Genomic DNA, 22,090 nt, shown 5'->3' with positions numbered 1-22,090 from the left:
CGCGGCCATATAGTCGCGGACGGCCGGTGGCTGGCTCGCGCAGTACCCACGACGAAGGCCCCGGCCGTCATCTGTGACGGTCGGGGCCCTGTCGTTGCCGGCTAGCCGAGGCTGGCGCCGAACTCCCCGTTCTCGGCTTCTTCCGCGGTGAGCTGCACCGTGCCCCGGTGCGAGACCTCGACCTTGTAGAAGCGCTCGCCTCTCGGTACGTCGGGGACTTCGACGGCGAAGTCGCACGAGTTGTAGCCGGTCTTCTCACTGTCGCCGAGCTGCCCGGTGGCGATGACGTCCCCCTTCGCCCCGTACACGGTGACGGACGTGCCTTCGCTGATGTCGTCGTAGCCGCCGGTGCCACTGCAAGTGTCGCCAAGGGTAAGGGCGTCCTCGGTGAGGGAGAACGTCCCCGTCAGCGTGAACGTCCCCGGTTCGTCGGAGCTGTTGGCGGTGATGGCCCAGATGCCGCCCATCAGGCCGGCGCCGATGGTGAGGCCGAGGAGCCCGGCGGCGAGCGGGCTGAGTCTGCCCTTCGCCGTCGCGGGCGGGATGGGCGGCTGCGGCGGGACGCCCGGAGTGGGCGGGTCCGCGGGCTGCGGCGGGGTGGTGGGCTGCTCGGGCAGGTTGGTCATGGTCCCCCCAGGGATGAGATGGGGCGGCAGGCTACCGCCAGATGATGTTGAACAAGCTCGACCCGTTGAAGGTTCATCAATTCGAGACCAGGCACAGAGCCCGGTCCTCCCCGCCGACGCGGGGGTGTTCCGCAGCTCGCCGGGATGTACGAGGGCGAGGCCCTGTCCTCCCCGCCGACGCGGGGGTGTTCCGCTTCCGGCGGCGAGGGCTTGGGTGTCCTCCCCGCTGACGCAGGGGTGTTCCGCCGGTCTTGTGGTTCCGGCAGACCCACCACCTCAGTGGAGCCCGCGGCGGTGCGCCTCCCGGCGGATCCCCGCCGCGTACCGGACGACGCGCTCTGCCCGCTCTCGCGCCTCGCCCGTCAGGTGGCCCGGGAGGGGCTCCGGCTTGCCGTTCGGTTCCAGCAGCAGGTCGGCTTTGCGAGTGAGCGGCAGGATGTTCGCGCTGTCGTGGCAGTCCGACCAGCCGATCCGGTGGCCCGACGGTGGGCACCCCCAGGCGGCGTGCACGGGGGCCGGCAGGTGGTGGGCGGGCTCCCCGCCGAGATTCGTTTCGTGCGGCTCCGGCAGAAGGCGGGCGATGAACTCAGCGGCGTCGACGCGGCCCGCGGCATGAGTCCTCCCGGACTCCTCCGCGGTCGTATCCCGGCTGCGACAGGCCCCGCGCCTGCCGACGGCGGTACGGCACCCGACGGTTCAGCGCCCCGGCAGTACGGGGCGCCATCCTTGACGGAGTTTCACTTTTCCTTCACACGGCAGCTATCGTCAACGCTTCAACAATCACCCCGGGGGACCTCATGACCAACCCGTACACACCTCCAACAGCACGGCCCGCACCGAAGTGGGCGCGAAAGCGCTACCTGCTGCCCGCGCTCGGCCTCGCGTTCTTCATCGGTATCGGAGCCGGCGCCGGCGACCCGCAGCCGCCCAGGGACGACGCCAAGCCGCTCGCGGCCCGGCCGTCCGCGACCGTCACCGAAACCGTGACCGCGCGCCCGACCGCTCAGCCGAAGCCGGCGCCCACCGTCACCGAAACCGAGACAGTCAAGGTGGAGGTGGAGGTGACACAGACCGTCACCGAAAAACCCGCCGGCGGCAGTGGCGGCGGGTCCGGGTACGGCAGCAGTGAGGGTGGCGGCGGTGGCGGGGGCAGTGTGTACTACGAGAACTGCGCTGCCGCCCGCGCTGCCGGTGCCGCGCCCGTCCAGCGGGGCGAGCCCGGCTACGGCAGCCACCTCGACCGTGACGGCGACGGAACCGGCTGCGACTGGGGCTGACAAGCGGCAGGCCCGCCGCGACGGGGGACTGGCACGTCCTTCCCGCCGACCCGGGGCGTTCCGCTCCGCCCGCCGCCCCCACCGCTCCGGTCCCGGTCTCTCCCGGCACGGTGTGCGCCGACGGCTGGATCTCCGGCTCCACCGGGCGGGGCCCCTGCTCCCAGCACGGCGGCATCGCTCCCTGCCCCCTCGGGCGGCGTCGGCCACCAGGAGAGGACAAGCGCCCCCAGCACCAGGTGCTCTCCCTGGAAAACCGGGACCCGCCCCTGGCAGAACCTTCGCAAGGACCGTTTCCCCTGCCCCGACGTCCGGCCCGGCGGCACCGCGGCCGCGGGGGCGAGCCAGTCCGCGGCCCCGCAGCGACGGACGGGTCAGGTGATCTTGCGGGCGGACAGCGGGCTGGCGCCGGGGACGGCCCGGACGCCGGGCACGTTGCCGGCGCGGAGCCTGGCGGCCACCGCGCCGGCGCTGATCTCACCGGCCCCGTACTGGCTGGTGCGGGCCGCCACCATCTGCGCGACCGTCAGGACGCTCCCGGCCGAGAGACCCGCGAACGCCTCGCGTATGTGGCGGGCGACGGCACGGGCGTGGCCGGTCAGCGGTCCCGTGCGGGCAGGTGGGCCAGACCGGTGTCGAGCATGATGCGGTCGACGGTCTCGTGCAGGGCGCTGTCGGCACCGATGACGGTCTCGAGCCCGCCGGGCAGCAGATCGCACGGCCGGTACCAGTCACGCAGTTGCGTCTCGTTGACGTCGTCGGCGATCGGCTTGGTGGCATGCCGGGCGAGGGTTTCGCCGAACGGCACGTCCAGGTAGTAGCCGTGGGTGGGGCCGCGGTGGTCGGCGCGCAGCGCCGCGAGCATGTCGCCGTAGCGGTCGGCGTACAGGATGCCTTCGACCACGACGTGATAGCCGGCGTTAAGGGCGTAGCGGGCCGTCAGGTCGATCAGGCCGATGTTCGCCGCTCCCGGCCGGTCCCGCTCGCGGAGCACGATGCGGCGGAGATTGTCCTGGCCGACCAGGGCCAGGCCGCGGCCGAACCGCTCGCGCAGGCCGGCCGCGACGGACGACTTCCCCGAGGCGCTGTTGCCGCGCAGCACGACCAGCCGGGTTTCTTCGGTGCCCGCCATCACGGCGGCCACGCTACCGACGGCCGGTGACACCGCCCGGGGCGTTCCGAAGACGACGCTCCCCGCGGTTGTTGTGTGGGAGGAGACCGTCAGTTATGCGACGGTCTCGTACGTCACGCTCTGGCCCGGACAGCCGCCCGCCGCCTCCCGCAGGGCCGCCACCTCGGCTTCATCCGCCGTCAGGCTCCAGCGGAGCTTCGTTGCGACCCACTCAGCGATGTACCGACAGTGCACGCCAGTGGCGAGCGGAAGCCATTCGGCGGGGTCTTGATCGGACTTGGATCGGTTCGAGCGGGCAGTGACCGCGACCAGGCTGGTGGACGCTCCCTGGTCGTTGGCGTACGCCTCACGACGCTGCGCCGTCCACGCGGAGGCGCCGCTGTCCCAGCTCTCGGCAAGGGGAACCATGTGGTCAATGTCGAGGCCGGAAGCCGACGTCACCCACACCTGGTCGTAGTACGACCACCAGCGGCCTCCTGTCAGGCGGCAGCCGGGCCCGACCATGGGCGGTTCGACTGCCTCGGAGAGCAAGACCTCCGCGCGGGTGTTGCAGCCGTCGGACGGGTCGGCGCCGGTGTTCCAGTGCCGGAAGGCGTCCCGGTCGTAGCCGTCGCGGGACTCGGTGCCCAGGGGCAGAGTGGCGACGGCTCCGGCCAGGGGGAGCGTCTCCGCCGCGTGGGCGGGCGCGGGGACGGTGAGGGGCAGGACGGCGAGGGTGGCGGCAGCCAGGCCGCGCAGCACAGCGTTCAGCATGAGCCGTTGATAATGGCCCGCGACGGGGCGCGATCAGCTGTTTCGCCAGTGCGCCGCCCGTGTGGGTGCCATGGTCATACCGGCACAGGCGCCGGCGCGCCCTTCTCCCGCACGCGTCGCGGTCGCATGTGGTCCTGTACTCGGCGCCGGACCATGACGGGCGGGGTCACCTCTCGTCCGGCCATGCCCTCAGCACAGTGCCGGTCTCCTCATCGACCAGGGTGACCTGGGCGTCCGGCAGCGCACCGTACACGCCGACCCAGACGACGAACTTGTCGCGGGCCACGGCCTCGCTCCCCCACCAGCCGTGCATCGTCGGGCGGCCTGCCGCGGTCAGGGTCAGGTGATAACGCCGGTCAGAACCGAGTCTCATCGCGCCAGCCTCCGTCGGGCGGGCAGTCGCCCGCCACCAGGACGGCGCCCGCGCGGGAGTGCCACCTAGCGGAGGACGTTCCGGTGATCGGCTGGGGCGGCGGGCGGGACCCTCGGGCCGGGCCACTCTGTGCGGGCGGTGCTGCTCCCCGTACCCCGAGAGGCGGCGCCGGGCGCCTGCGGGCGTCAGGTGGCGGTGGGCCAGGTCCGCAGCAGAGCGGCGATCTTTCCGGCGGTGCAGGCCGGGTCCAGGAGCAGGTCCTTGAGGGCGACGGCGTCCGCGCGGGCGGGCTTGACGGCAATCCCGGCGGCCTCGAGGTACATGACGCCGGTGGCGGCGGCGACGGCCAGGTTGGAGCGCTCCAGCCAGCGGCACCGGCCCAGCGTGTGCACTAGGGCGGCGGCCTTGGCGTAGGGGCCGTCGTAGACGGGCTGCTCGAACAGCTCGGCCCGGTGGCGGGCGACCGCCGAGACCGGGACGCCGTAGTCGTCGGGGGCCGGATCGTTGACCCTGGCGGCCTCGGCGACCTGCAGGATCCAGGGAACGTCGATGTGCAGATCCATCAGGCCGCGCGCGCTCCCCGGGGCGTGTGCCGGGCGTCTTCGGCTTCGTCGAAGAGTGCCTGGTGTTCGGCCAGGAAGCGGGCGGCGGCGTCCACCGCGCGGGCGCGCAGGCCGCTGGCGTCGTCCTGCACCAGCCGGGCGAGGTAGTCGCCGATGCTCAGTCCCAGGTCGGCGGCGCGCTTCTTGGCGAGTTCCGCGACGTCCTCGTCCACGCGGGCGCCCAGTTGTGTCTTTGCCATACCCGCATGGTAACAGCTGTTACCGCAATGTTCGGGCGGCCGTGCCAGAGCGGCGGCCCCGCCCGTCCTCGTCCGAGGGAAAGGACCCGCACTCACGACATTGCATCCGGCCCTCCCCGGCCTCTAATGGGTCTTGTCGGGCCGTGAGAAAGACTACGGTCCGTAGCCGCCAGCAGGTGAGCACTCCTAGCCTCCGAGCCATTGCGAGTTCTGAGGTCAGACCGTGCCCCCGCTGGTCGGCCGGGAGGCCTGACTGCTGATGGGATGGCGTGCCCGCCGGGCGGTTGGGCGTGAGCACTTGATCCATCAGAGAGCGAGCCGCGCCTTCCGCGGGCTGCGCATCATGATGGGACGAGAGCGAAGGGGCGGATGCTGGTGCTGTTCATCGGCGACGACTGGGCCGAAGACCACCACGACGTCGAGGTCCAGGACGAGACGGGCCGCAGGCTGGGCACCGCGCGGCTACCGGAGGGCGTGGAGGGCATCGCGAAGCTGCACGCCCTCATCGCGCGGCACGGCGGCGAGGACCTGGAGCCCGGGCAGGTGGTGGTCGGGATCGAGACCGACCGCGGCCCGTGGGTACAGGCGCTGATCGCGGCCGGCTGACCGCATCTACGCGGTCAACCCCCGTCAGGCGGCGCGGTTCAAGGAGCGGTACGGCACCTCGGGGGCCAAGAGCGACAAGGGCGACGCGCACGCGCTGGCCGACATGGTCCGCATCGACGGCGACCAGCTGCGGCCGGTCGCCGGGGACAGCGACCAGGCCCAGGCAATCAAGGTCGTCGCCCGTGCCCACCAGACCCTGATCTGGGAACGCACCCGCGCCTTCCAGCGCCTGCGGAACACGCTGCGCGAGTACTTCCCGGGCGCGTTGAACGCCTACGCGGGTCTGGAGCTGACCAGCACCGACGCGCTGGAACTGCTGGTCAAGGCCCCGACGCCCGAGACCGCGGCGAAGCTGACGAAGCCGCAGATCATCGCGGTGCTGGCCCGGCACCGTCGGCGCAACCGGGACCAGAGGGCCGCCGCGATCCAGGCCGGCCTGCGCGAGCCCCAGCTCGGCGTCGCCGCCCCGGTCGCCGCCGCCTATGCCGCGGCGGTGACCGGGCACGCCAACTTGCTGATCGCGCTGAACGAGCAGATAGCCGCGCTGGGAGAGCAGGTGAGCGCGCATTTTCTCGCGCACCCGGACGCTGAGATCTACCTGTCGATGCCCGGCATCGGCGAGATCACCGGTGCCCGGGTGCTGGCCGAGTTCGGGGACGACCCCACCCGCTACACCTCCGCCAAGGCCCGCAAGAACTACGCCGGCACCAGTCCGATCACCCGCGCCTCCGGCAGGACCCACGCCGTCCATGCCCGACACGCGCGCAACGACCGCCTCGCCGACGCCCTCCACAAGCAGGCCTTCTCCGCCATCAACACCTCGCCCGGCGCCCGTCGCTACTACGACAAGCAGCGCGCACGCGACGCGGGCTGCAACCCCGCCCTGCGCCAGCTCGGCAACCGTCTCGGCGGCATCCTCCACGGATGCCTCAAGACCCGCACCCTCTACGACGAGGCCACCGCGTGGTCACACCACGCAACCCTCGCCACAGCCGCTTGACATCCCTACGCCATGGGATGTCTGACCTGGGACGATGGGACTTGTCTAGGGTCCTGTTCGTCGCCAGGAAAGCTGCACCCCTCAGGTGAAGATGACGGCTCCATGCCCTGCCGAACCCCGATTGACCAGCAGCTTCCCGTCCCTCCGAGCAGCATCACCCCACCGGAGCAGTGGAACCCGGCGCCCACTCGACGCGACAGCCGGGCCACCTGCACTCCCGCAGCCAGTCCGCAACAGCGACTCGGCCCGTCGTAGGAACCGACGGGCCGTCATGTAGGGTCGGGGGCTGGCGCGGTGACGTAGTACGTACGCTCCGTTTCCAGCCCTCGCCGCATCGAACCGTGCGTGCGGTTCTCCCGCACACGGCTCACCGACGCCGTTCACCACCGGCATTCGGCCTGCCCCGCCAGTCCCGAAAGGGTCTGGGTGCAACGACGGTCCCGTGCAGGGCGACCAGCCCCAACGAGTCGGAGGCCGCGTGGGCGACCACCGACCAGCCGAACTTCCGGCTGCGCCGGTGCTTCTTGGCGATGAACCCGCCGATCCGCATCCGTGCGTACGAGCTGATCTGGTCAAACCGATGGGCCGAGTTCCCGAACCGGAAATACGCGGCCCATCCGCGCAGGAACGCGTTCACGTCCTCCACGATCACTTTGACCGGCCGCAGCATCCTGCGTCGCTCCGTGAGTTCACGGATCCGGTCACGAGCATGCCGCACCGCCCTGTCCGAGGGCCAGCGAGCGAGGAAGGCGATCGGACGCCGCCCGCCGCGAGGCCGGGACGTGACCCACTGGTGGTGGAAGCCGAGGAAGTCCACTCCCTCGCCTCCGACCTGCAGGTGCACGATCCTGGTCTTGGCCGCCTTCGGCTCCAGGCCGAGTTCGGCCAGCAGGACCTTCAGCCGCTCCAGGGCGGCTTCGGCCTGCTCGCGGGTAGTGCACATCACCACGGCATCGTCGGCATAACGGACCAGGACCCCATGACGACGCGCGTCCCATGCCCGGTCCAGCCGGTGCAGATAGACGTTCGCCATCAACGGTGAAACTTCCCCGCTGATGGCCAATATCGCCCTCCACGTCCTCGACGAGGCATGGCAGGGCGAGGGCCGCCGGCTGGGGGTGCTGGTGAGGTACTGCGACGATTTCGTGGTCCTGTCGCCAACCAGACAACGGGCCGAGCAGGCTCAGCGGTTGGTGGCGAGCGTGCTGGAACGGCTCGGGATGCGACTGCACCCCGAGAAGTCCGGCATCACCTGCCTCACCCGGGGCGGGCAGGGCTTCGACTTCCTCGGCTTCCACCACCGGAAAGTGGAATCGTGGAAATGGCGAGGCAGGTTCTACCTGCAACATTGGCCCTCGGCCAGAGCGATGCGGGTGCTGCGGGACAAGGTCCGCGCGGCCACCGCCCGCTCGAAAACCGAACGGCCGGTGTCCGCCGTGGTCGCCGATCTCAACCCCGTGCTGCGGGGCTGGGCAGCGTACTTCCGCAATGGGAACTCCGGGCGGAAGTTCAACGCGGTCGACGGCTACGTCCACGAACGGCTGGCGATCTTCGCCAGCCGGAAACACCGACTCCGGGGCCGGAACTGGACCACCCGATTCACCTACGGGTGGATCACTCTGCTCGGGGTCTACCGCCTCACCGGAAACGTGCACGGGGCGATGGCGCATGCCAGTCGGTGAACGACGTCGGAAAGCCGTGTGCGGGAGAACCGCACGCACGGTTTGAAGCGGCGGGGACTGGAAACGGAGCGGAAGCCACCGCGCCAGCCCCCGACCCTACTCAGCATCCTCGGCCAGTGGAAGCCGACGCTGCCCGCGACGACACGCGGCGCACCCGCCTGATGCGGCAGCGATCACACCACAGAGCGAACCGTCAGGAACCGGACACCCCAGCCGAACCCCTAACGCCGGCGCGCGCATGTGAATGATCGAGGCCGGTACACCAACCACCACCCCCTCCAGCGTCACCACCGCTCTGCGCGGCCCCCGTCCGCTGACGTTGCCGTCAGTTACTGCCGTCAGACCACGCGAAAGCCCCGCCAGGTGGTCCCTGACGGGGCTTCAGGTTTGCTATTGGGATCTTCCGAGATCCCTCACGAGACCGGAGCTGCTCGCTCGGTGAAATCCCGGGCCAGAGAGACCGACCAAACATCACCCCGCCGCAAAATGTCTCCAGAGTCAGTTTCCAGAACGTGCACGATCACCCTCGACTCCATCACCGAAAATCTGGAGTGAAGATGACGACCACGGTCACCGATCTGTGCGACTTGGAGACCTTCAGCAGTAGCGTTCGCCTGGAGGTCGCTGAACTTAATCCTTGATTCGAGTTTCCCGTATTCCTCAATTAGGGAAATCGGCACAATATCAGCAATACCCGCGGCTAGCCTGTGAATTTGCAAGCTCACCTCGAAGCACTGCCAAGTCTCACCCTCCTTGAAGAACGAGAGCTCCACTAGCCCGTAGTCACGACGCATTCGCCCCTTGCGAACGTCGTCTACGTACCCGGAACCAAGCTTGGCTTCCCAGGCGTCAGGCCGCGCGTCCAGCCCAAGCCCTTGGACGGCCCCAGACTTAAGAACCTCGACCAAGAATTGAAAGGCGCTCATCCGAGTTTCTCCAAGTTCTTGATAAGGAAATGCATTTCTGCGGCACGATTGGATTGCATCCCGAATTCCCCGGCATTCATACTGGTACGCGCAGATGTAGCCTTTGCGATGATGTCAGCCCTCAAAGCGGGATTCGAGTGGATCTCGTCCAGAACTTTTTGAACTTCCTTTGGGCTCGCCGTTCCACTTCTCAGGCGAATCGCTTCGGCCCCAATTCCACCCTTGTCGTTCGGAAAAATTCGCACTTCGCTCTTCCCGATGTGGATGTGGGCACCCTTCGTCGCCCAGTCCTGATAGGCAACTGAAGCATGGATGCAGTTGCTGTTGTGAACGAGGACTGGAGTCTGCCCCGCCAGCGCATAGTACGTGTGGATGCCGTTGACGGTCAGGTCGTGGGTCCGCTGGCGCTTCTGGTAGCGCTGGAGGTCCGATATCTCGACTGTGCGGCCGGTGTCCGTGCGGAGCAGGTCGCCGGGCTTGAGGTTGCCGGCGTCGACCCACTTGTTCTGGCTGGGGGACCAGAACGGATGAGTGTCGGTGGCCACGATTTCGGCTTCGGACTCGTCCGACTTCACGGTGATTCTCGTGAAATCTTTGTCGTCCTCGGTGATGATGGTCGCTACGACTTCCCGTTCTCGTGTTTCACCGCTTTCGGGGTCGGTTGCGATGACCTTGTCTCCGACGGCGATGTCTTCGATGTCCTTGGTAGAGCCATCGGCCATCAGGACGTCGGTACCGGGAAGGAAACTGTGGTCTCTCAGACAGGCGGTGGCACCTTCTGCGACGTCATCGCCCTTCCTTCCCTTGAGTAGTTTGCCCAGCAGTTTGAATGCCTTGAGGGCGGGTAGATCCGTTGCGGCCCACGCGCATCCCGAGGCGCTTCCGCCGGAGCAGTTCTCCCACTCCTGAAGATCGGGAAGAACAAGTGAGCTGACGGTGCTCATGACGGCGGGGACGGCGCCCTTCGGCTCTTCGCGCTTGACGGGCAGAAAGGCCTGCCCGGCCTTTTTGCCGACTCCCTTGCTCTGCGCTTTCCTCGACCACGTGTAGCCAACGAGGTAGCCGTCCTTCTTTGAGCCGATGGGGCCGGGAATGAACTGTACGTGGCGGTAGCTCCAGCCTCCGTACCGGTCTCCGAACCAACCGCTGCCCTGCTTGCCCTTCTCCTTGTAGTAGTAGTCGTCGGCTACGCCGTTGCCGCCGACCGGTCCGTCGGGGCGCAGGCCGGTGGGGTCGGCGAGGGTGGCGGGGTTGTTGTTGGCGTAGGTGTAGCCGTGGATCTGCTGGGGGTCGGCCAGGTCCATGATCGGGTCGACGGAGATGAAGCGCCCGGTGCTCGGGTCGTACTCGCGGGCGCCCAGGTGGGTCAGGCCGGTGCTGGTGTCGGTGGTGCCGCCGACGAAGCCCTTGGAGCCGGGCCAGGAGCCCGGCTCGGTGCCGCGAGGGGCGCCGAAGGGGGTGGTGTGGCGCTGGGTGAGGTCGAGGGTGGCGGCGTCGATGGCGAGTTGGCCGGTGCCGTGGTGGTCGGCGAGGGTGAAGGAGACGCTGCCGTCGTCGGTCTTGACGGCCTGGTGTCCGCCGCCGAGGGAGGTGTAGCGGGTGGCCTTCGGGGTGGTGGAGCCCTTGGGCAGGACGATCTCGGTGTGTCCGAGGTAGAGGGTGGTCTCGGTGTCGGTACGGCCGATCAAGCGGTTGCCGTCGGCGTCGTAGAGGTATTCGGTGGTCTTGTCCGCGCCGCCCTCGACCGGTTCGGTGACTTTGGCCAGGTGGCCCTCGGCGTCCCAGGTCAGGGTCTGGGTGGTGCCGGCCAGGGTGCGGCCGGTGGTGTTCCCGGTCGGGTCGTAGGTGTAGGAATCCTGGGCGGTGCCGGCCGGGCCGGTGGTGGTGACCGAGGTCAGGGTGTGCGGCTGCGCCCCGCCGGGGGGCGGATAGGTGTAGGTGCGCTCGGTGTCCTTGGCCGGGTCGCCGGTCGGGTCGTGGTGGGTTTCGGTGAGGCGGTTGCCGACGGTGTCGTAGGTGTAGGAGTTCCAGTACGGCGCCAGGCCGCCGACCGTCTCGGCGGTGGGAGCGCTCGCGCAGGCGGTGGTGGGCTGGGTCCACTCGTGGGTCACCCGGCGCAGGTGGTCGTAGGTAAAGCACTGGGTGTCGGTGCCGGAGCGGGAGACGTCGGCGATGGCGCGGATGTTGCCGACCGGGTCGTAGGTGTAGGTGGCGTGCTTGTCCACCCCGGCGACGTCCTGGCGGTCGACGCGGCTGGTGGCCAGGCGCTGGGTGCCCCACTCGTAGGTGTGGGTGACCTGGACCTGCTTGGCGCCGGCGGCCGTGCTGTACATCTTGTACTCGTGCGGCTTGCCGGTCTTGAAGTAGCTGGTCTCCGCCTTGAAGCCGTCACCCAGCAGGGAGATGGGCCGCAGCGTTTCCGGATCGTAGGTGAACGAGTGGCTGCCGCCGGGGAGTGAGCCGGCCGCGGAGTAGCTCACGCCGCCGACCAGCCCGGAGGGCAGGTAGGAGGTGCCGCTCTGGTAGGTGCCCTGCAGGGCACTCTCCCCCTCCCGCTCGGGGACAACCACGGCGGTCCTCACCGGCCGGTAGAGGCGGTCGTACAGGGTGACCTTGGTGGTGTACGCGGCGCCGTCGACGTAGCGGGTGGCCTCGGCCGGCTGGCCCTTGGCGTTGGGGACGGTGTCGTAGGTCCAGGTGGCGCGCAGTTTGCCGGTGGCCGAGCCCTCGCGCAGCTCGGTCTGGCGGCCGAGGTTGTCGTAGCCGTGCCACAGGGCCGGGGTGCCGGGCCGGGCGTCCTTGGTAGTGGTCAGCTGGCCGCGGTCGTCGTGGGTGCTGGTGGTGGTGCCCTTGTCCGGATCGCTGGACGTCAGCTGGCGGCCCAGCAGATCGTAGGTGTACGACCAGGCGTTGCCCGCCGGGTCGGTGACCTTCGACAGCTCTCCGCGCGGTGTGTAGGCGTACTTGGTGGTGTCGTAGGCGGCCTCCGCGTTGCGGGTGTGGTGCTGGCGCAGTTCGGTGGTCCGCTCGCGGGCGTCGGTGAGCGTGGTGGTGGCGGTGCCGCCGACCGGCGGGATCACCGTGGTCCGGTCGCCGCCGTAGATCGTCCTCGTGGTGGACAGCACGGCTCCGCCGTCGCCGTTGCCGGCGATCTGCTTCGCCTCGATCTGGCGGCCCAGCCCGTCATGCGTGTAGCGGTTCTGGGTTTCCACGCTTAGGGCGTCTTCGGGTTTGAACAGCGTGGTGGAGGGTGCGCCGGTGGTGTAGTAGGTGGCGAACTCCTTGGCCGTCAGGCCGCGTTCGTCGTAGAAGGTGTCGGTCAGCAGGCGTCCGCCGTCGGGGCCAGGGTCCTGGGCCTGGCGGGGGCGCAGGAAGCCGTCGTAGAGGGTGTAGGAGGTGCGCTGGGCGGCGTTGTTGCCGAGTGTTTTGGTGCCCACCGCGACCGGTTGGTCGTCGGTGACGGTGTAGGTGAACTGGTAGGTCGGGGTCTGGCTGGTGGAGCGATCGGCCAGCCAGACCTTGGTCGCACGGCCCAGGGCGTCGTAGGCGAAGTCGGTGACGCTGCTGTTGGTGTCGGTCTGCTTCTGGGGTAGGCCGCGGAGAATGTCCTGAATGGTGGTCGTGGTCTGGGCGGTGGCCGCGTCACCCGCCGTGGCCGGGGGCGTGGTCACCTTCACCTCGGTGGCGAAACCGGTAGTGGGGGTGTATTCGGTGGTGGTGGTGCGGCCGTCGCCGCGTGGGGTGCGTGTGAGTACGCCGGTGCCGGTGACGGTCACGTCGGCGGTCAGGTCGGTGGTGGTCAGCTGACGGCCGTAGGCGTCGTGGGTGGCTCCGGACTCCAGGTAGGCGGCGGTGGTGCCGTCGTATTGCTTCAGCACCGCGCTCGCCGTCACATCGCCCTTGGTGGGGGTGGCGTCGTAGGTGCCGCCGTCGTAGGCGGTGCGGACGTCGGACATCACGTCCGCGGGGCGGCTGACAGTCGCGTCGCAGGCCTTGGCCACCGCCTCGACGCGGGACGGGAGGGTGAGGATGTTTTTGGTGGTGTTGGTGGCGTAGGTGGTGCGCGTGCAGGTGTTGTCGGACGACTTGCTGGTGTCACCGCGATCGTGAACCTGGGTGACCCGTCCGGCGACCGTGTCGTACTCGGTGTCCATCCTGGTGATCCGCCAGCTGGCGCCCGCCCCGTTGTCCAGGGAGGTCCAGCTGCGTGAGCTCGCGGTTCCCGTGAAGTTGGCCGTGACGGTGCCCCAGCTGCGGGTCTTCTCCGCTGTCTGGTGGTGCCAGGGACGGTTGACCGTCTTGGCCAGGGCTTTGCCTCCGGGGCCGGAGTAGCTGACGGTCTTGTAGGTGAAGCCGGCCGTGGGCTCGTGGTCGGTGATCGGGTCGCCCTCGCCGTCGCCCAGGGTGATGCTCACGGATTTCGTGCCGCCGCTGGGGCTCTCCTTGTCACCATGCATGCCGCGCAGGAAGTAGGTGTCCTCCTGCGACTTCATTGCGGAGGCGCCGCCCTGGCCGCCGGTCTGCACGCGGACCTGTCCGTAGCCGCGCCAGTGGGACCAGGTCTTGAACTTCTCCTTGGTCAGACCGTCGTCATCGTCGTAGTGCCAGGCCGCACCGCCCAGGTACTGGTAGGTGGTGACCTGGTCCGGTGCCCCGCCGGTGCGGTCGGTGGCGGTGACGGAGGTGACCACGTACTTGTTGAACCACTGCTGCTCGGGGTCGTCCGAGGTGCTGCCGCCGATGTACTGCGGGAAGCAGCGGGTGGTGTTGGTCTCCGGGGTGGGCAGCGCGTCCCAGGAACAGGCCGGAGCGGAGTAGTTGACGTCGATCTGGCCGCCCGATTCGTCGGCGACGGTGGACAGGCGGTCCTTGATGAACGGCGCATAGCCGTCACCGGTCTTGTCGAGGCGGTTGGCCAGCTGGGTGTAGGCGAAGGTGGTCTTCGGCAGGGTGACCGCAGGGGTTGCCGTGTGGCCGGTGCGCTGGATGGAGTCCAGTAGTAGCTGGTAGTCGGTGTCGGCCATGCCCCAGCGGTGGGTCAGCTTCCAGGAGTCGACGTTCTGGTAGGTGCTGCCGTCGAAGACCTGGGTGTTCACCTCGGTGAGGCGCTTGCGGGTGAAGAACGCCGGCGAGAGGCGGCCCTTGTCGCAGTCCTTGCCCACGTCGCAGTTCAGGTCCCAGGGTGTGTCGTACCAGTAGGCGGCGTCCGTGCCGATGTCCGTGCAGGTGGTGGAGGAGTTGGGCAGGCAGCGCTCGGCGTCGATGAAGCTGACCTTGGCCCGCGCCTTGGTGCCGTACATGGAGGAGGACTTCAGGCCGTACTCGATGCGGTCCAGGGTGCCGCCGCGCACATAGCGGGTGTTGTCGCTCGCCTTCAGGTTGCGGCCGTAGGAGTTGGTCTCCTGGTTGTAGTAGTAGGCGATGGCGTTGCCGTGCACATCGACGGCGTAGTCGAGGTTCCACCGCCAGGCCTGCTGGCACCACGAGTCGGCGAACGTGGAGGCGTGGCAGGGCTCGCCGGCGTCGTTGCCGAAGGCCGGCACGGTCCAGGCGGAGTCGGTGGTCTCCTTGCCGTCTGCCCAGCCGGGTAGCCGGTGGTAGCCGAAGTAGTAGCGGGTGCCGTCCGGGTCGGTCAGCCGCCAGTACTCGCCGTTGTTGTCGCCGTTGCCGCGGTTGCTGGAGGTCAGATGGTCGATCCTGGTGCCGTCGTCGTCCTTCAGCTTCCACGAGTCGGTCCCGTTGGGGACCAGTTCGCCGCCCTTGCCGTTGAAGGTCAGGAAGGCGTTGTCGTAGGCCCAGCACAGGTCGCCGGGCTTGTTGCCGTCGGCGTTCTTCACGCCGTCATCGGCACACGGTTTGTAGCGGCGCTCGATGAAACCCGGCCATAGGTTGAAGCCGTCGCCCGTCCAGGACGCCTGGTTGTTGGTGCTGCCGGTACGGCCGTCAATGGAGCCGGAGGAGTACGACAGTCCGACGTTCGGGGTCAGGCTGCCGGGGACGTCCGGCACCGGCATGTCGTACGACCACGCGAAGTCACCCGTGTTCAGACGGGTGCTCCAGGTCGCCGAGGGGGAGAGCGACGTGGCCGTGTAGTCCCCGCTCGCGCTGCCCCCTTCCGCCACTGCGGCAAGCACCGTGGGAGCACCGGTGCTGAGGGTCACGTTCTGCGCGGTGAGGGTCTGCTTCTCAGTGTCGTTGACCGTCTTCACCGGCTCACTGGTGCGGCACCGGGCTTGATCCGGGGTGGTCAGCGCGCACGCGGGCAGCTCGACCAGGGTCAGGCGGGAGGCGTAGCCGCCACCGTAGACTTCCGCGAAACCGGAGTAGTCGAGCTTGGCCCGCAGCCGGCCAGCCTCTCCGTTCTTGCCCTCGCCCTTCGGGCGCAGGCTGAAGAGCAGCCCGTCGACATCCGTCTTCTTCGCCGCTTCGCGGCTGAGGACGCGTGCCTCGACCGCGCCGCTCGCCGACTTCGCGTCGGCGATGCCCTGCGTGTCCAGTGTCAGCGGCAGCCCCTTGGCACGGACAGCCGTGGACACAGCGCTCTTCGAAAGGGTGGCGGGCAGTTCGACCGATGCCGTCGCCTCTTTGGGCCAGGCCGCGGCAGGTGGTGTCTGCGGGGTGCGCGGCCCCTTCGTCAGGGTGCGCGGCTTGGTCTTGACCGTCGAGCCGGGTACCGGCTTCTCGGATCGGGGAAGGGCGGGACGGTCCTTCCCGTCATCCGCCACGGCAGCCGGCTGGGTCACTCCCTGCAGGAGCGTGCCGACCATGACCGCGGCCGAAGCCAGCGCGACGCGCCGCCGCAGCGTTCTAAACCGTTTGCTCGATCTGCCGTTCATTTCGTCCTTCGTCCTTCGCTGCGAGCCCGGCCTGCGTGTCACAGAGCAGGCCGGAGCGGAAGTTGAATGCCAAGTCGCTTGGGGGGGCCGGATGGTCCCGCCACCGGAGGTCAGCCGGCGCCGGGCACCTCGGTGGGCACGTCGAACCAGCTGACGGCCAGCTTTCCGATCTGCTCGTCGGTCAGTGCGCCCTGGAAGGCCCACACGTCGTCGACCAGGCCGGGGAAGTACTCGCCCCACGTGCCGTCGGTCTTGGCCCGGCCGACCTGGAAGGACCTGGTCGCTGTGAAGGCGAGCGCGTTCTCGGCCCAGGAGGCCCGGTCCCCGCAGTTCTCGCCGTTGCCGTCACAGGAGATCTCCTGGAGCGTTCCGTTGACGTACAGGCGGGCCTGTTTGGTGAACCCGTCGTAGACCACGGCCAGGTGGTTCCAGTCCCGCGCGTCGTAGAACTCGCTGTTGGCCACGCGTACGACCGTCGCGTCCGTGCCGTCCTGGTCCGGCACCGCCAGCTCCCAGTGGCCGAGGCCCTGCGGGTTCGCGGTGTCCGGTACGAAGCGGACGGTGAAGGCGCTCTGGGCCAGGCCCTCGGCGCTGACCAGTGCGACTCTGCTGGTCGGCAGCGCGGCGGCCTGTGCCCAGGCGGTGACGGTGTAGCTGGCAGCGGTGTCGACCGGTACAGGCGTCGTGGCCGCGTAGCCGCCGATGCCGTCCAGCTCCAGGCCGCCGAAGTTGATGAAGCCCCAGTCCGACTTCTTCGCGCCGCCGTTCAGCGTGAGCGCGCTGCCTCCGGGCACCGCGTTCGGGACGGTGACCGGGCCGGTCCCGGCGGTCTCCTCGAACATCCACCGGCCCTTGACCAGGGGGCGCTGCTGGAACAGCTGCTGGACCTCTTCGGCGGAGACCGGCCGGTCGAACATGCGGACGTCGTCGACGGTGCCGGGGAAGAACGAGCCGAGGTTGCCGCCGTAGGAGCCGGCGCCGATCTGGACGGCGCCGCCGGCGTACCAGTTGGCCTGCAGGGTGGTGGATCCGGCTTCGACGCCGTTGACGTAGAGGGTGAGCTTGTTGGCGAGGGTGTCGTGCACGCCGACCAGGTGGGTCCAGGTATCGGCGTGGGCGGTCTTGCCCTCGGCCTGCATGGCGCGGACCGGGGTGGCGTCGGGGGCGTCGGCGGAGTACTGGTTGACCGCCCAGCGGTCGTAGGCGGCGGAGTAGTACAGCTCCAGTCCCGGCTTGTGCGTGCCCGTCTGGGTGACGATGATCGCCGCGTGGCCGGGTTTGGTCTTGGGCAGTTTCGCCCAGGCGGAGACGGCGAAGCTGCGCTGGTTGTTCAGCAGCGGCCGGCCGGTGGTGGCGTAGTCGTCGGTGCCGTCCAGGGCAAGGGCGGTGCCGGCCACCCCGTCGGCCCCCGGGGTGGCGCCTCCGCGGAAGGTCGCGGCCGGGACCTCGGCGGTGCCGGTGATCTGCGTGGTGGGTGTGCCGTCGAGGCCGGTGGCGGGTTCGTCCAGCGGGAAGACGGCGCGTGCGGCGCGCCCGGAGATGATGGACTGCTTGCTGTTGAGCCGGGTGACCTCGCCGGCCGAGAGCGGCTTGTCGAAGATCTGTACTTCGTCGATGGCGCCGGGGAAGAACGAGCCGGGCCTGCCGTCGTAGCGGCCGGCGCCGATCTGCAGGCCGCGGCGTGCGTCCCAGGGCGAGTCGTAGGTGGTGGTGCCGGCCAGTTGCCCGTTCACGTACAGCTTCAGCTCGTCGTAGGTGGCGCTGTAGGTGCCCACCAGGTGGGTCCACTGCCCCGCCTGCGCGCCGCCCGCGGAGGCCTGCATGGCGCGGGCGATGCCGGCGCCCGTGGTGTCGGCCGTGTACTGGTTGAACGCCCAGCGGTCGTAGGCGTGGGAGTAGTACAGCTCGAAGCCGGGGGCGTGGTTGCCGGGCTGGGAGGCGACGATGGCCGCATGGCCGGGCATCTCGGTCAGGTTGGCCCAGGCGGAGACGGAGAAGCCGGTGGAGGTGTCGACGGTGGGGATGTCGGTGAGGGCGTAGTCGTCGACGCCGTCGAACAGGACCGCGGTGCCCTTGGCGCCGTCCGCTCCCGGTGTCGGGCCGCCGAGGAGGTCGGCGGTGCGCTGGGGTGCGGTGCCCTTTGCGGAGGTGGCGGTGGCGGCGTCGTCGAGCTGCCACATGGCGCGTTCGGGCTGTCCGGTCTTGACCCGGAACTGGTAGGTGCGGATCTCGCTGCCGTTGCCGGCCTGGTCGAACGCCTGGGCGGTGACGAAGTTCAGGCCCGGCTTGGCGGGCAGCATCCTCATCGTCTTCGCCGCCCCGGCCGCGGTGGTGATTGTGTTCTTGGAGGTGGGGTCGCCGTTGATGCCGTACCAGTACTTGGTCACATCACTGTTGGCGGCCTTGAGGTCGAAGCTGCCGTACTTGCCCACCCCGTCGAACCACGGGTCGTCCGGGTTCTCCGGGTTCGAGGCCGGGTACTCGCCGGAGGCGATGGTCGGTGCCTTGGGGACGCTGGTGTCGTAGACGAAGTAGCAGGCCGTCGGGTCCCCTGCGGACGACCACGGCGAGTACTGGGCCCCGTCGTAACTGCGGGCCTGCCAGTGGACCTGCTTGTTCTCCGGCACCGTGGAGGGCAGGCTGATGGAGAAGTTGGACCCGGACTTCTTCGACGAGGTCAGGGCGGGATTCCAGCGGGCGATCAGACCCTTGCCGTCGCCGGCGTCCCACTTGGCCTGGAACTGGACCGCGACGGGGTCGCCGTCCGGGTCGGTGACGCTGTTGGCGTAGATCGTGCCCAGGGTGCGCACCCGGGCCGCGGCGGCCGGCTTCTTGCAGGTGCCGCCGTACTCCATCGTCAGCTGCGACATCTTGATCTGCGGCGGCGGGCGGTTGTACCGCACCCGCAGATGCGCCTTGTCCGAGAACCGCTTCCAGCCGTACGCGTCCGATTCGCTGGCTGCCTTCAGCCCGAACGTCATCGTCGCGCTCTTGTCGTTGGCGGCCGCCTGCACCGCCGACTTGACGTTGAACTCGGCGTCCTTGGCGGCACAGCCCGAGTAGCCGTAGGCGAACGACTCCGACGCCAGTTTCTTGATCCAGAACCCGTTGTCGTACTGGCTGTTCCACGTCGTCGACGAGGAGATGCCCTTGGTCTGGTACAGGTCCACCGCGCGGGCCGAGCACGACGCCGACCAGGTGTTGCGCACCACGAAGGTGGCTTCCAGGATCGACTTGCCCGCGAACCGGGACGTGGGGATCCGGTAGAGGAGACGCTTGGTGTCGTTGGGGTTGCAGTAGTACCAGTTGCAGTAGCCCATGCCGGCATCGGAGTCGCCGTTGAACTTCCACTGCGGCGAGTTGGCCCAGTACTTGGAGACCATCGTCCACGCCGACGCGCGCGGCGAGTACCACTGCGGGTCGATGTAGACCGGGTAGGTGGTGTCGGCGCCCTTGAGCACCTCGGCGTCCGGGGTCAGCACCAGCTCGTCCTGCCCGGCCGTCACCTCCACGCCGACCGGGGCGAGCTTGCCCGACTCCCCCGCACCCGGCTCCGCGTCGGTCTCGGCGGCTGCCGTCTTCGGACCGGCCGTCCCGTCGGCCGCTGCCGTCCGGGGCTCCGCGGCGCCCTCCGGGGACCCGCCGGTGCTGGAGTCCCACATCACCGGCTTCGGCGCCTCGAACACCGCCCCCTTGGCGCCCTCGTCGAGCGCCCGCAGACCGCCCTCGTCGGTCTCCTGCACCGACAGGCCCCGCGCGTCCAGCCCCAGCCGCAGCGCGGCCAGTTCCGGGCTCTTTGCGGCCTCGGCCGTCTTGACCACCAGCAGCTGCGTGAACCCGTCCTCCTGGGCGGTCATCCGCAGATCCACATCCGGCAGCACCGACCGATAGGTGGCCACGGGCCCGGCAAGCTCGGGTGCGGGCAGCGGCGCGGGCCACGACAGGCTCAGCTCCCGTCCGGCACGCCGCATCCGCACCAACGGGGCCTCGCCCCCGCCGGAGAATTCCATCCCCACCGTCGACGCCTTCGGAGCGACGGCTCCCTCCTCGGTGGCCGTCAGCTCGGTGTCGACCCGCTTCCACCCTCCCTCGACCCGGGTCCAGACGGGACGCAAATACTCCCGCGCCTCCAGATCACCCCCCGGCGTCGCGTACACCTCGCTGCTCTCCCCGCGCAGCGAGGCGACCTCCACCGGCTCACCGGACCGCTCGGCCTTCGCGAACGCTTCCGCCTCGGTCAGGCCACCGGCAGCGGGGGCGCCTTCCGTACCCCGCGGCGCAGTTGGCATCCCGGCCGCGGCCTCATCCCCCAGGGCCGGAACGATTCCCACGGCCAATGTCACGCTCAGTAGCGCCCCGATGGCTCTGCCACCGCCCCGCAGCCGGGTCCACATCTTCACTACACCCCACCCATAGCGCTCTCACAGTTGCCTCCCGCAACTAAGCCCCGCGGGCAAAGGAAAGGTCAACGATCAGAAAAGGGGCATTGGTTGGCCGAGATCAGGAAGCGGATGTGACGATCAATACGTTTACCGGGAATGCTCAAGATCAGGTAAAGTCTTGGCCTCCGCCGGTGCGTGGCGTCCGTTGCCGCGGCCTGCTGGACGCGCTCATCCTGAGCCCGCCACAAAATCGCAATGAGTAACGGCGGCCTCGCGTCGGCACCGGACGCGGGCCGCCTCGACCGGGGCCGGCGCATCCTCCGACACGGCCTCCGGCGCGGCGAGGGCGACGAGGAAGGTGGTGAACATGTTCACCACCTTTGAGTCAGAGTGACGACAAGATGGTGAGCATGTTCACCACCTTGCGGGTCGTCCGTCTTCCTTATGGGGCCGGCGGGGACAGTTCCTCCACCAGCTGCTCGACCGCCTTCCGCAGTTCGTCAGCTTCCCTGCGGGCCCTGTCCGGGTCCTTCTGCGCCAGTACCCGCAGTCGCTCCACTGCGGCCGCTGACTCCCTCAGCATCCCGCCCGCAGGCTTCGGCCCCGCGGGCTTCCGCTGCTCGCCCGACACCTCGAGCTCCTTCGGCGGACCGAACCCGAGGAAGTTCGCCGCATCCCGCAGCGCCGTCTCCGTGACGTTGCCGTGCCGGGAGGCCTCCACCCACGTCTTGCGTACCGCGTCCGCGCCGTGGTCGTGCAGTACTGGCACCAGCACTCCCAGGGGTCGGGCTTTCAACTCCTGCGTCGTAACGTCTTCGAGCGCCTGCACCACCCCCAACACGCGGATGATGTTGTTCGCCTGGTGTTTCTTGAAACCGAAGCGGTCCTGGACCAGGTCGCCGAAGGTGTCGAACCCGGCCGACTTGTGCAGCTCCTCGTCCTTGATGGCACGCAGCCGCAGCCCGAGCCCGATGAGTTTCTGCTGTTCGGCCCGCTCGTGGTTGGCGCGTGCCGCGTACTGCACGGCGAGGATGCCGCGGGCGTAGAACTCCAGCCGGGCGGCCGGGTCAGCGCTGTCCGGCTCGGTGAACTCCGGCATCGGCAGGTACCCGGGCGTCTCCGCCTTCACCGTTGAAGCCCGCTCCGGCGCCGCCGGCGGTGGCTCCTCAACGACCGCGGCCGCCGGCGGTGAGGCGGGAGCGGGAACAGGCACGGGCACGGGGGCGGCCGCGGCGGCCTGCTGCTCCCGCAGGCGGCGCTGGTTGTCCTCCCAGGCCCGCAGCTGCTCCTCACGCGACTGGTCGCCGGTTTTCTGAGCGGCACCGATGACGGGGATGGGCGGCGGCACCTTCTTCGGGCTCATGCCGCCAGCTCCTTCGCCAGAGCGCGCATCACGTTGGCCTGGTCGGAGTCAGGGGCGTGCTCGAGGAGCGGCACCTGGTAGTCGGACGCTTCGCGGCCTTCCATGGAGTCCTTCAGGGTGGCGAGGACGCCGGGGGTGGTGAGCTCGTTCCATCCGTCGTAGAAGCTGCGGGTCACCACACCCTTCCTGGCGTCGTAGGCGTTGACGACGAACCCGAGCTGGTCGACGACCGCACGCGTCATCCGGCAGTGCGTGTTGATCTGCTCGTTGAGCATCTCGTACGCGTCGAACGAGGACTGCGCCTCCCCCGTCGCAGTGGGCCTTTCACCTGCCCA

The 22,090-nt window shown here is 69.1% G+C and carries 17 protein-coding genes and 1 pseudogene; 3 read left to right on the top strand and 15 right to left on the bottom strand.

All coding sequences use genetic code 11. The features are described from left to right. Positions 1 to 101: 101 nt before the first annotated feature. Both WJ438_RS40405 and WJ438_RS40400 read right to left on the bottom strand, forming a co-directional pair. A complete protein-coding gene (locus WJ438_RS40405; protein ID WP_406729524.1) occupies positions 102 to 626 on the bottom strand; it encodes a hypothetical protein in 525 nt (174 codons plus the stop codon). A gap of 276 nt (positions 627 to 902) precedes the next feature. Further along, positions 903 to 1,136, bottom strand: coding sequence for a hypothetical protein (locus WJ438_RS40400; RefSeq protein ID WP_406729523.1), 234 nt, complete (start codon positions 1,134 to 1,136; stop codon positions 903 to 905). A 287-nt stretch (positions 1,137 to 1,423) separates the two neighbouring features. Here WJ438_RS40400 and WJ438_RS40395 point away from each other — a divergent pair, with 287 nt between their 5' ends. Continuing rightward, complete coding sequence (locus WJ438_RS40395; RefSeq protein WP_406729522.1) at positions 1,424 to 1,903, top strand: excalibur calcium-binding domain-containing protein; 480 nt, start codon at positions 1,424 to 1,426, stop codon at positions 1,901 to 1,903. Positions 1,904 to 2,274: 371 nt separating this feature from the next. Here the strand turns inward: WJ438_RS40395 and WJ438_RS40390 are convergent, their stop codons facing one another. The 6 genes from WJ438_RS40390 to WJ438_RS40365 all read right to left on the bottom strand — a co-directional run bounded on the left by WJ438_RS40390 (position 2,275) and on the right by WJ438_RS40365 (position 4,960). After that, positions 2,275 to 2,415: a hypothetical protein gene (locus WJ438_RS40390; protein WP_406729521.1), complete on the bottom strand. Its 141-nt coding sequence runs from the start codon at positions 2,413 to 2,415 to the stop codon at positions 2,275 to 2,277. A gap of 83 nt (positions 2,416 to 2,498) precedes the next feature. Next, positions 2,499 to 3,032, bottom strand: a complete 534-nt coding sequence (locus WJ438_RS40385) for an AAA family ATPase (protein ID WP_406729961.1) — start codon at positions 3,030 to 3,032, stop codon at positions 2,499 to 2,501. A gap of 93 nt (positions 3,033 to 3,125) precedes the next feature. Then, a complete protein-coding gene (locus tag WJ438_RS40380; protein WP_406729520.1) occupies positions 3,126 to 3,785 on the bottom strand; it encodes an HNH endonuclease family protein in 660 nt (219 codons plus the stop codon). 166 nt (positions 3,786 to 3,951) lie between these two features. After that, positions 3,952 to 4,158: a hypothetical protein gene (locus WJ438_RS40375; protein ID WP_406729519.1), complete on the bottom strand. Its 207-nt coding sequence runs from the start codon at positions 4,156 to 4,158 to the stop codon at positions 3,952 to 3,954. A gap of 185 nt (positions 4,159 to 4,343) precedes the next feature. Further along, on the bottom strand, positions 4,344 to 4,721 hold the full coding sequence (locus tag WJ438_RS40370; RefSeq protein WP_406729518.1) for a fic family toxin-antitoxin system, toxin component: 378 nt from the start codon (positions 4,719 to 4,721) through the stop codon (positions 4,344 to 4,346). Beyond that, positions 4,721 to 4,960, bottom strand: a complete 240-nt coding sequence (locus WJ438_RS40365; RefSeq protein ID WP_406729517.1) for a hypothetical protein — start codon at positions 4,958 to 4,960, stop codon at positions 4,721 to 4,723. Before WJ438_RS40365 ends, WJ438_RS40370 begins: the two co-directional genes overlap by 1 nt. A 375-nt stretch (positions 4,961 to 5,335) precedes the next feature. Between WJ438_RS40365 and WJ438_RS40360 the strand changes: the two are divergent. Further along, positions 5,336 to 6,566: pseudogene (locus tag WJ438_RS40360) on the top strand (IS110 family transposase). 367 nt (positions 6,567 to 6,933) lie between these two features. On the opposite strand, the gene WJ438_RS40355 reads toward WJ438_RS40360, so the two are convergent. Beyond that, a complete protein-coding gene (locus WJ438_RS40355) occupies positions 6,934 to 7,599 on the bottom strand; it encodes a group II intron maturase-specific domain-containing protein (RefSeq protein ID WP_406729516.1) in 666 nt (221 codons plus the stop codon). Positions 7,600 to 7,621: 22 nt separating this feature from the next. On the opposite strand from WJ438_RS40355, the gene WJ438_RS40350 reads away from it, so the two are divergent. Next, positions 7,622 to 8,248 (top strand): group II intron maturase-specific domain-containing protein, encoded by a 627-nt coding sequence (locus tag WJ438_RS40350; protein ID WP_406729515.1) that lies wholly within the window; start codon positions 7,622 to 7,624, stop codon positions 8,246 to 8,248. Between the two features lie 413 nt (positions 8,249 to 8,661). Here the strand turns inward: WJ438_RS40350 and WJ438_RS40345 are convergent, their stop codons facing one another. The 6 genes from WJ438_RS40345 to WJ438_RS40320 form a co-directional block, all read right to left on the bottom strand. Next, entirely contained in the window at positions 8,662 to 9,174 is a 513-nt protein-coding gene (locus WJ438_RS40345) for a hypothetical protein (protein ID WP_406729514.1), read from the bottom strand. Continuing rightward, complete coding sequence (locus WJ438_RS40340; RefSeq protein ID WP_406729513.1) at positions 9,171 to 15,941, bottom strand: polymorphic toxin-type HINT domain-containing protein; 6,771 nt, start codon at positions 15,939 to 15,941, stop codon at positions 9,171 to 9,173. Before WJ438_RS40340 ends, WJ438_RS40345 begins: the two co-directional genes overlap by 4 nt. A 179-nt stretch (positions 15,942 to 16,120) precedes the next feature. Beyond that, positions 16,121 to 20,299, bottom strand: coding sequence for a LamG-like jellyroll fold domain-containing protein (locus WJ438_RS40335; RefSeq protein ID WP_406729512.1), 4,179 nt, complete (start codon positions 20,297 to 20,299; stop codon positions 16,121 to 16,123). Positions 20,300 to 20,620: 321 nt separating this feature from the next. Then, entirely contained in the window at positions 20,621 to 20,761 is a 141-nt protein-coding gene (locus tag WJ438_RS40330) for a hypothetical protein (RefSeq protein WP_406729511.1), read from the bottom strand. A gap of 73 nt (positions 20,762 to 20,834) precedes the next feature. Next, complete coding sequence (locus WJ438_RS40325; protein ID WP_406729510.1) at positions 20,835 to 21,755, bottom strand: hypothetical protein; 921 nt, start codon at positions 21,753 to 21,755, stop codon at positions 20,835 to 20,837. Beyond that, entirely contained in the window at positions 21,752 to 22,030 is a 279-nt protein-coding gene (locus WJ438_RS40320) for a hypothetical protein (RefSeq protein ID WP_406729509.1), read from the bottom strand. The genes WJ438_RS40325 and WJ438_RS40320 overlap by 4 nt, the downstream gene beginning before the upstream one ends. Positions 22,031 to 22,090 lie beyond the last annotated feature (60 nt).

Origin of the sequence: Streptomyces sp. GD-15H (assembly GCF_045291515.1) — a bacterium.
Classification (GTDB): domain Bacteria; phylum Actinomycetota; class Actinomycetes; order Streptomycetales; family Streptomycetaceae; genus Streptomyces.
The sequence above is the reverse complement of the archived record's forward strand: the minus strand, read 5'-3'. Positions and strand labels throughout refer to the sequence as shown.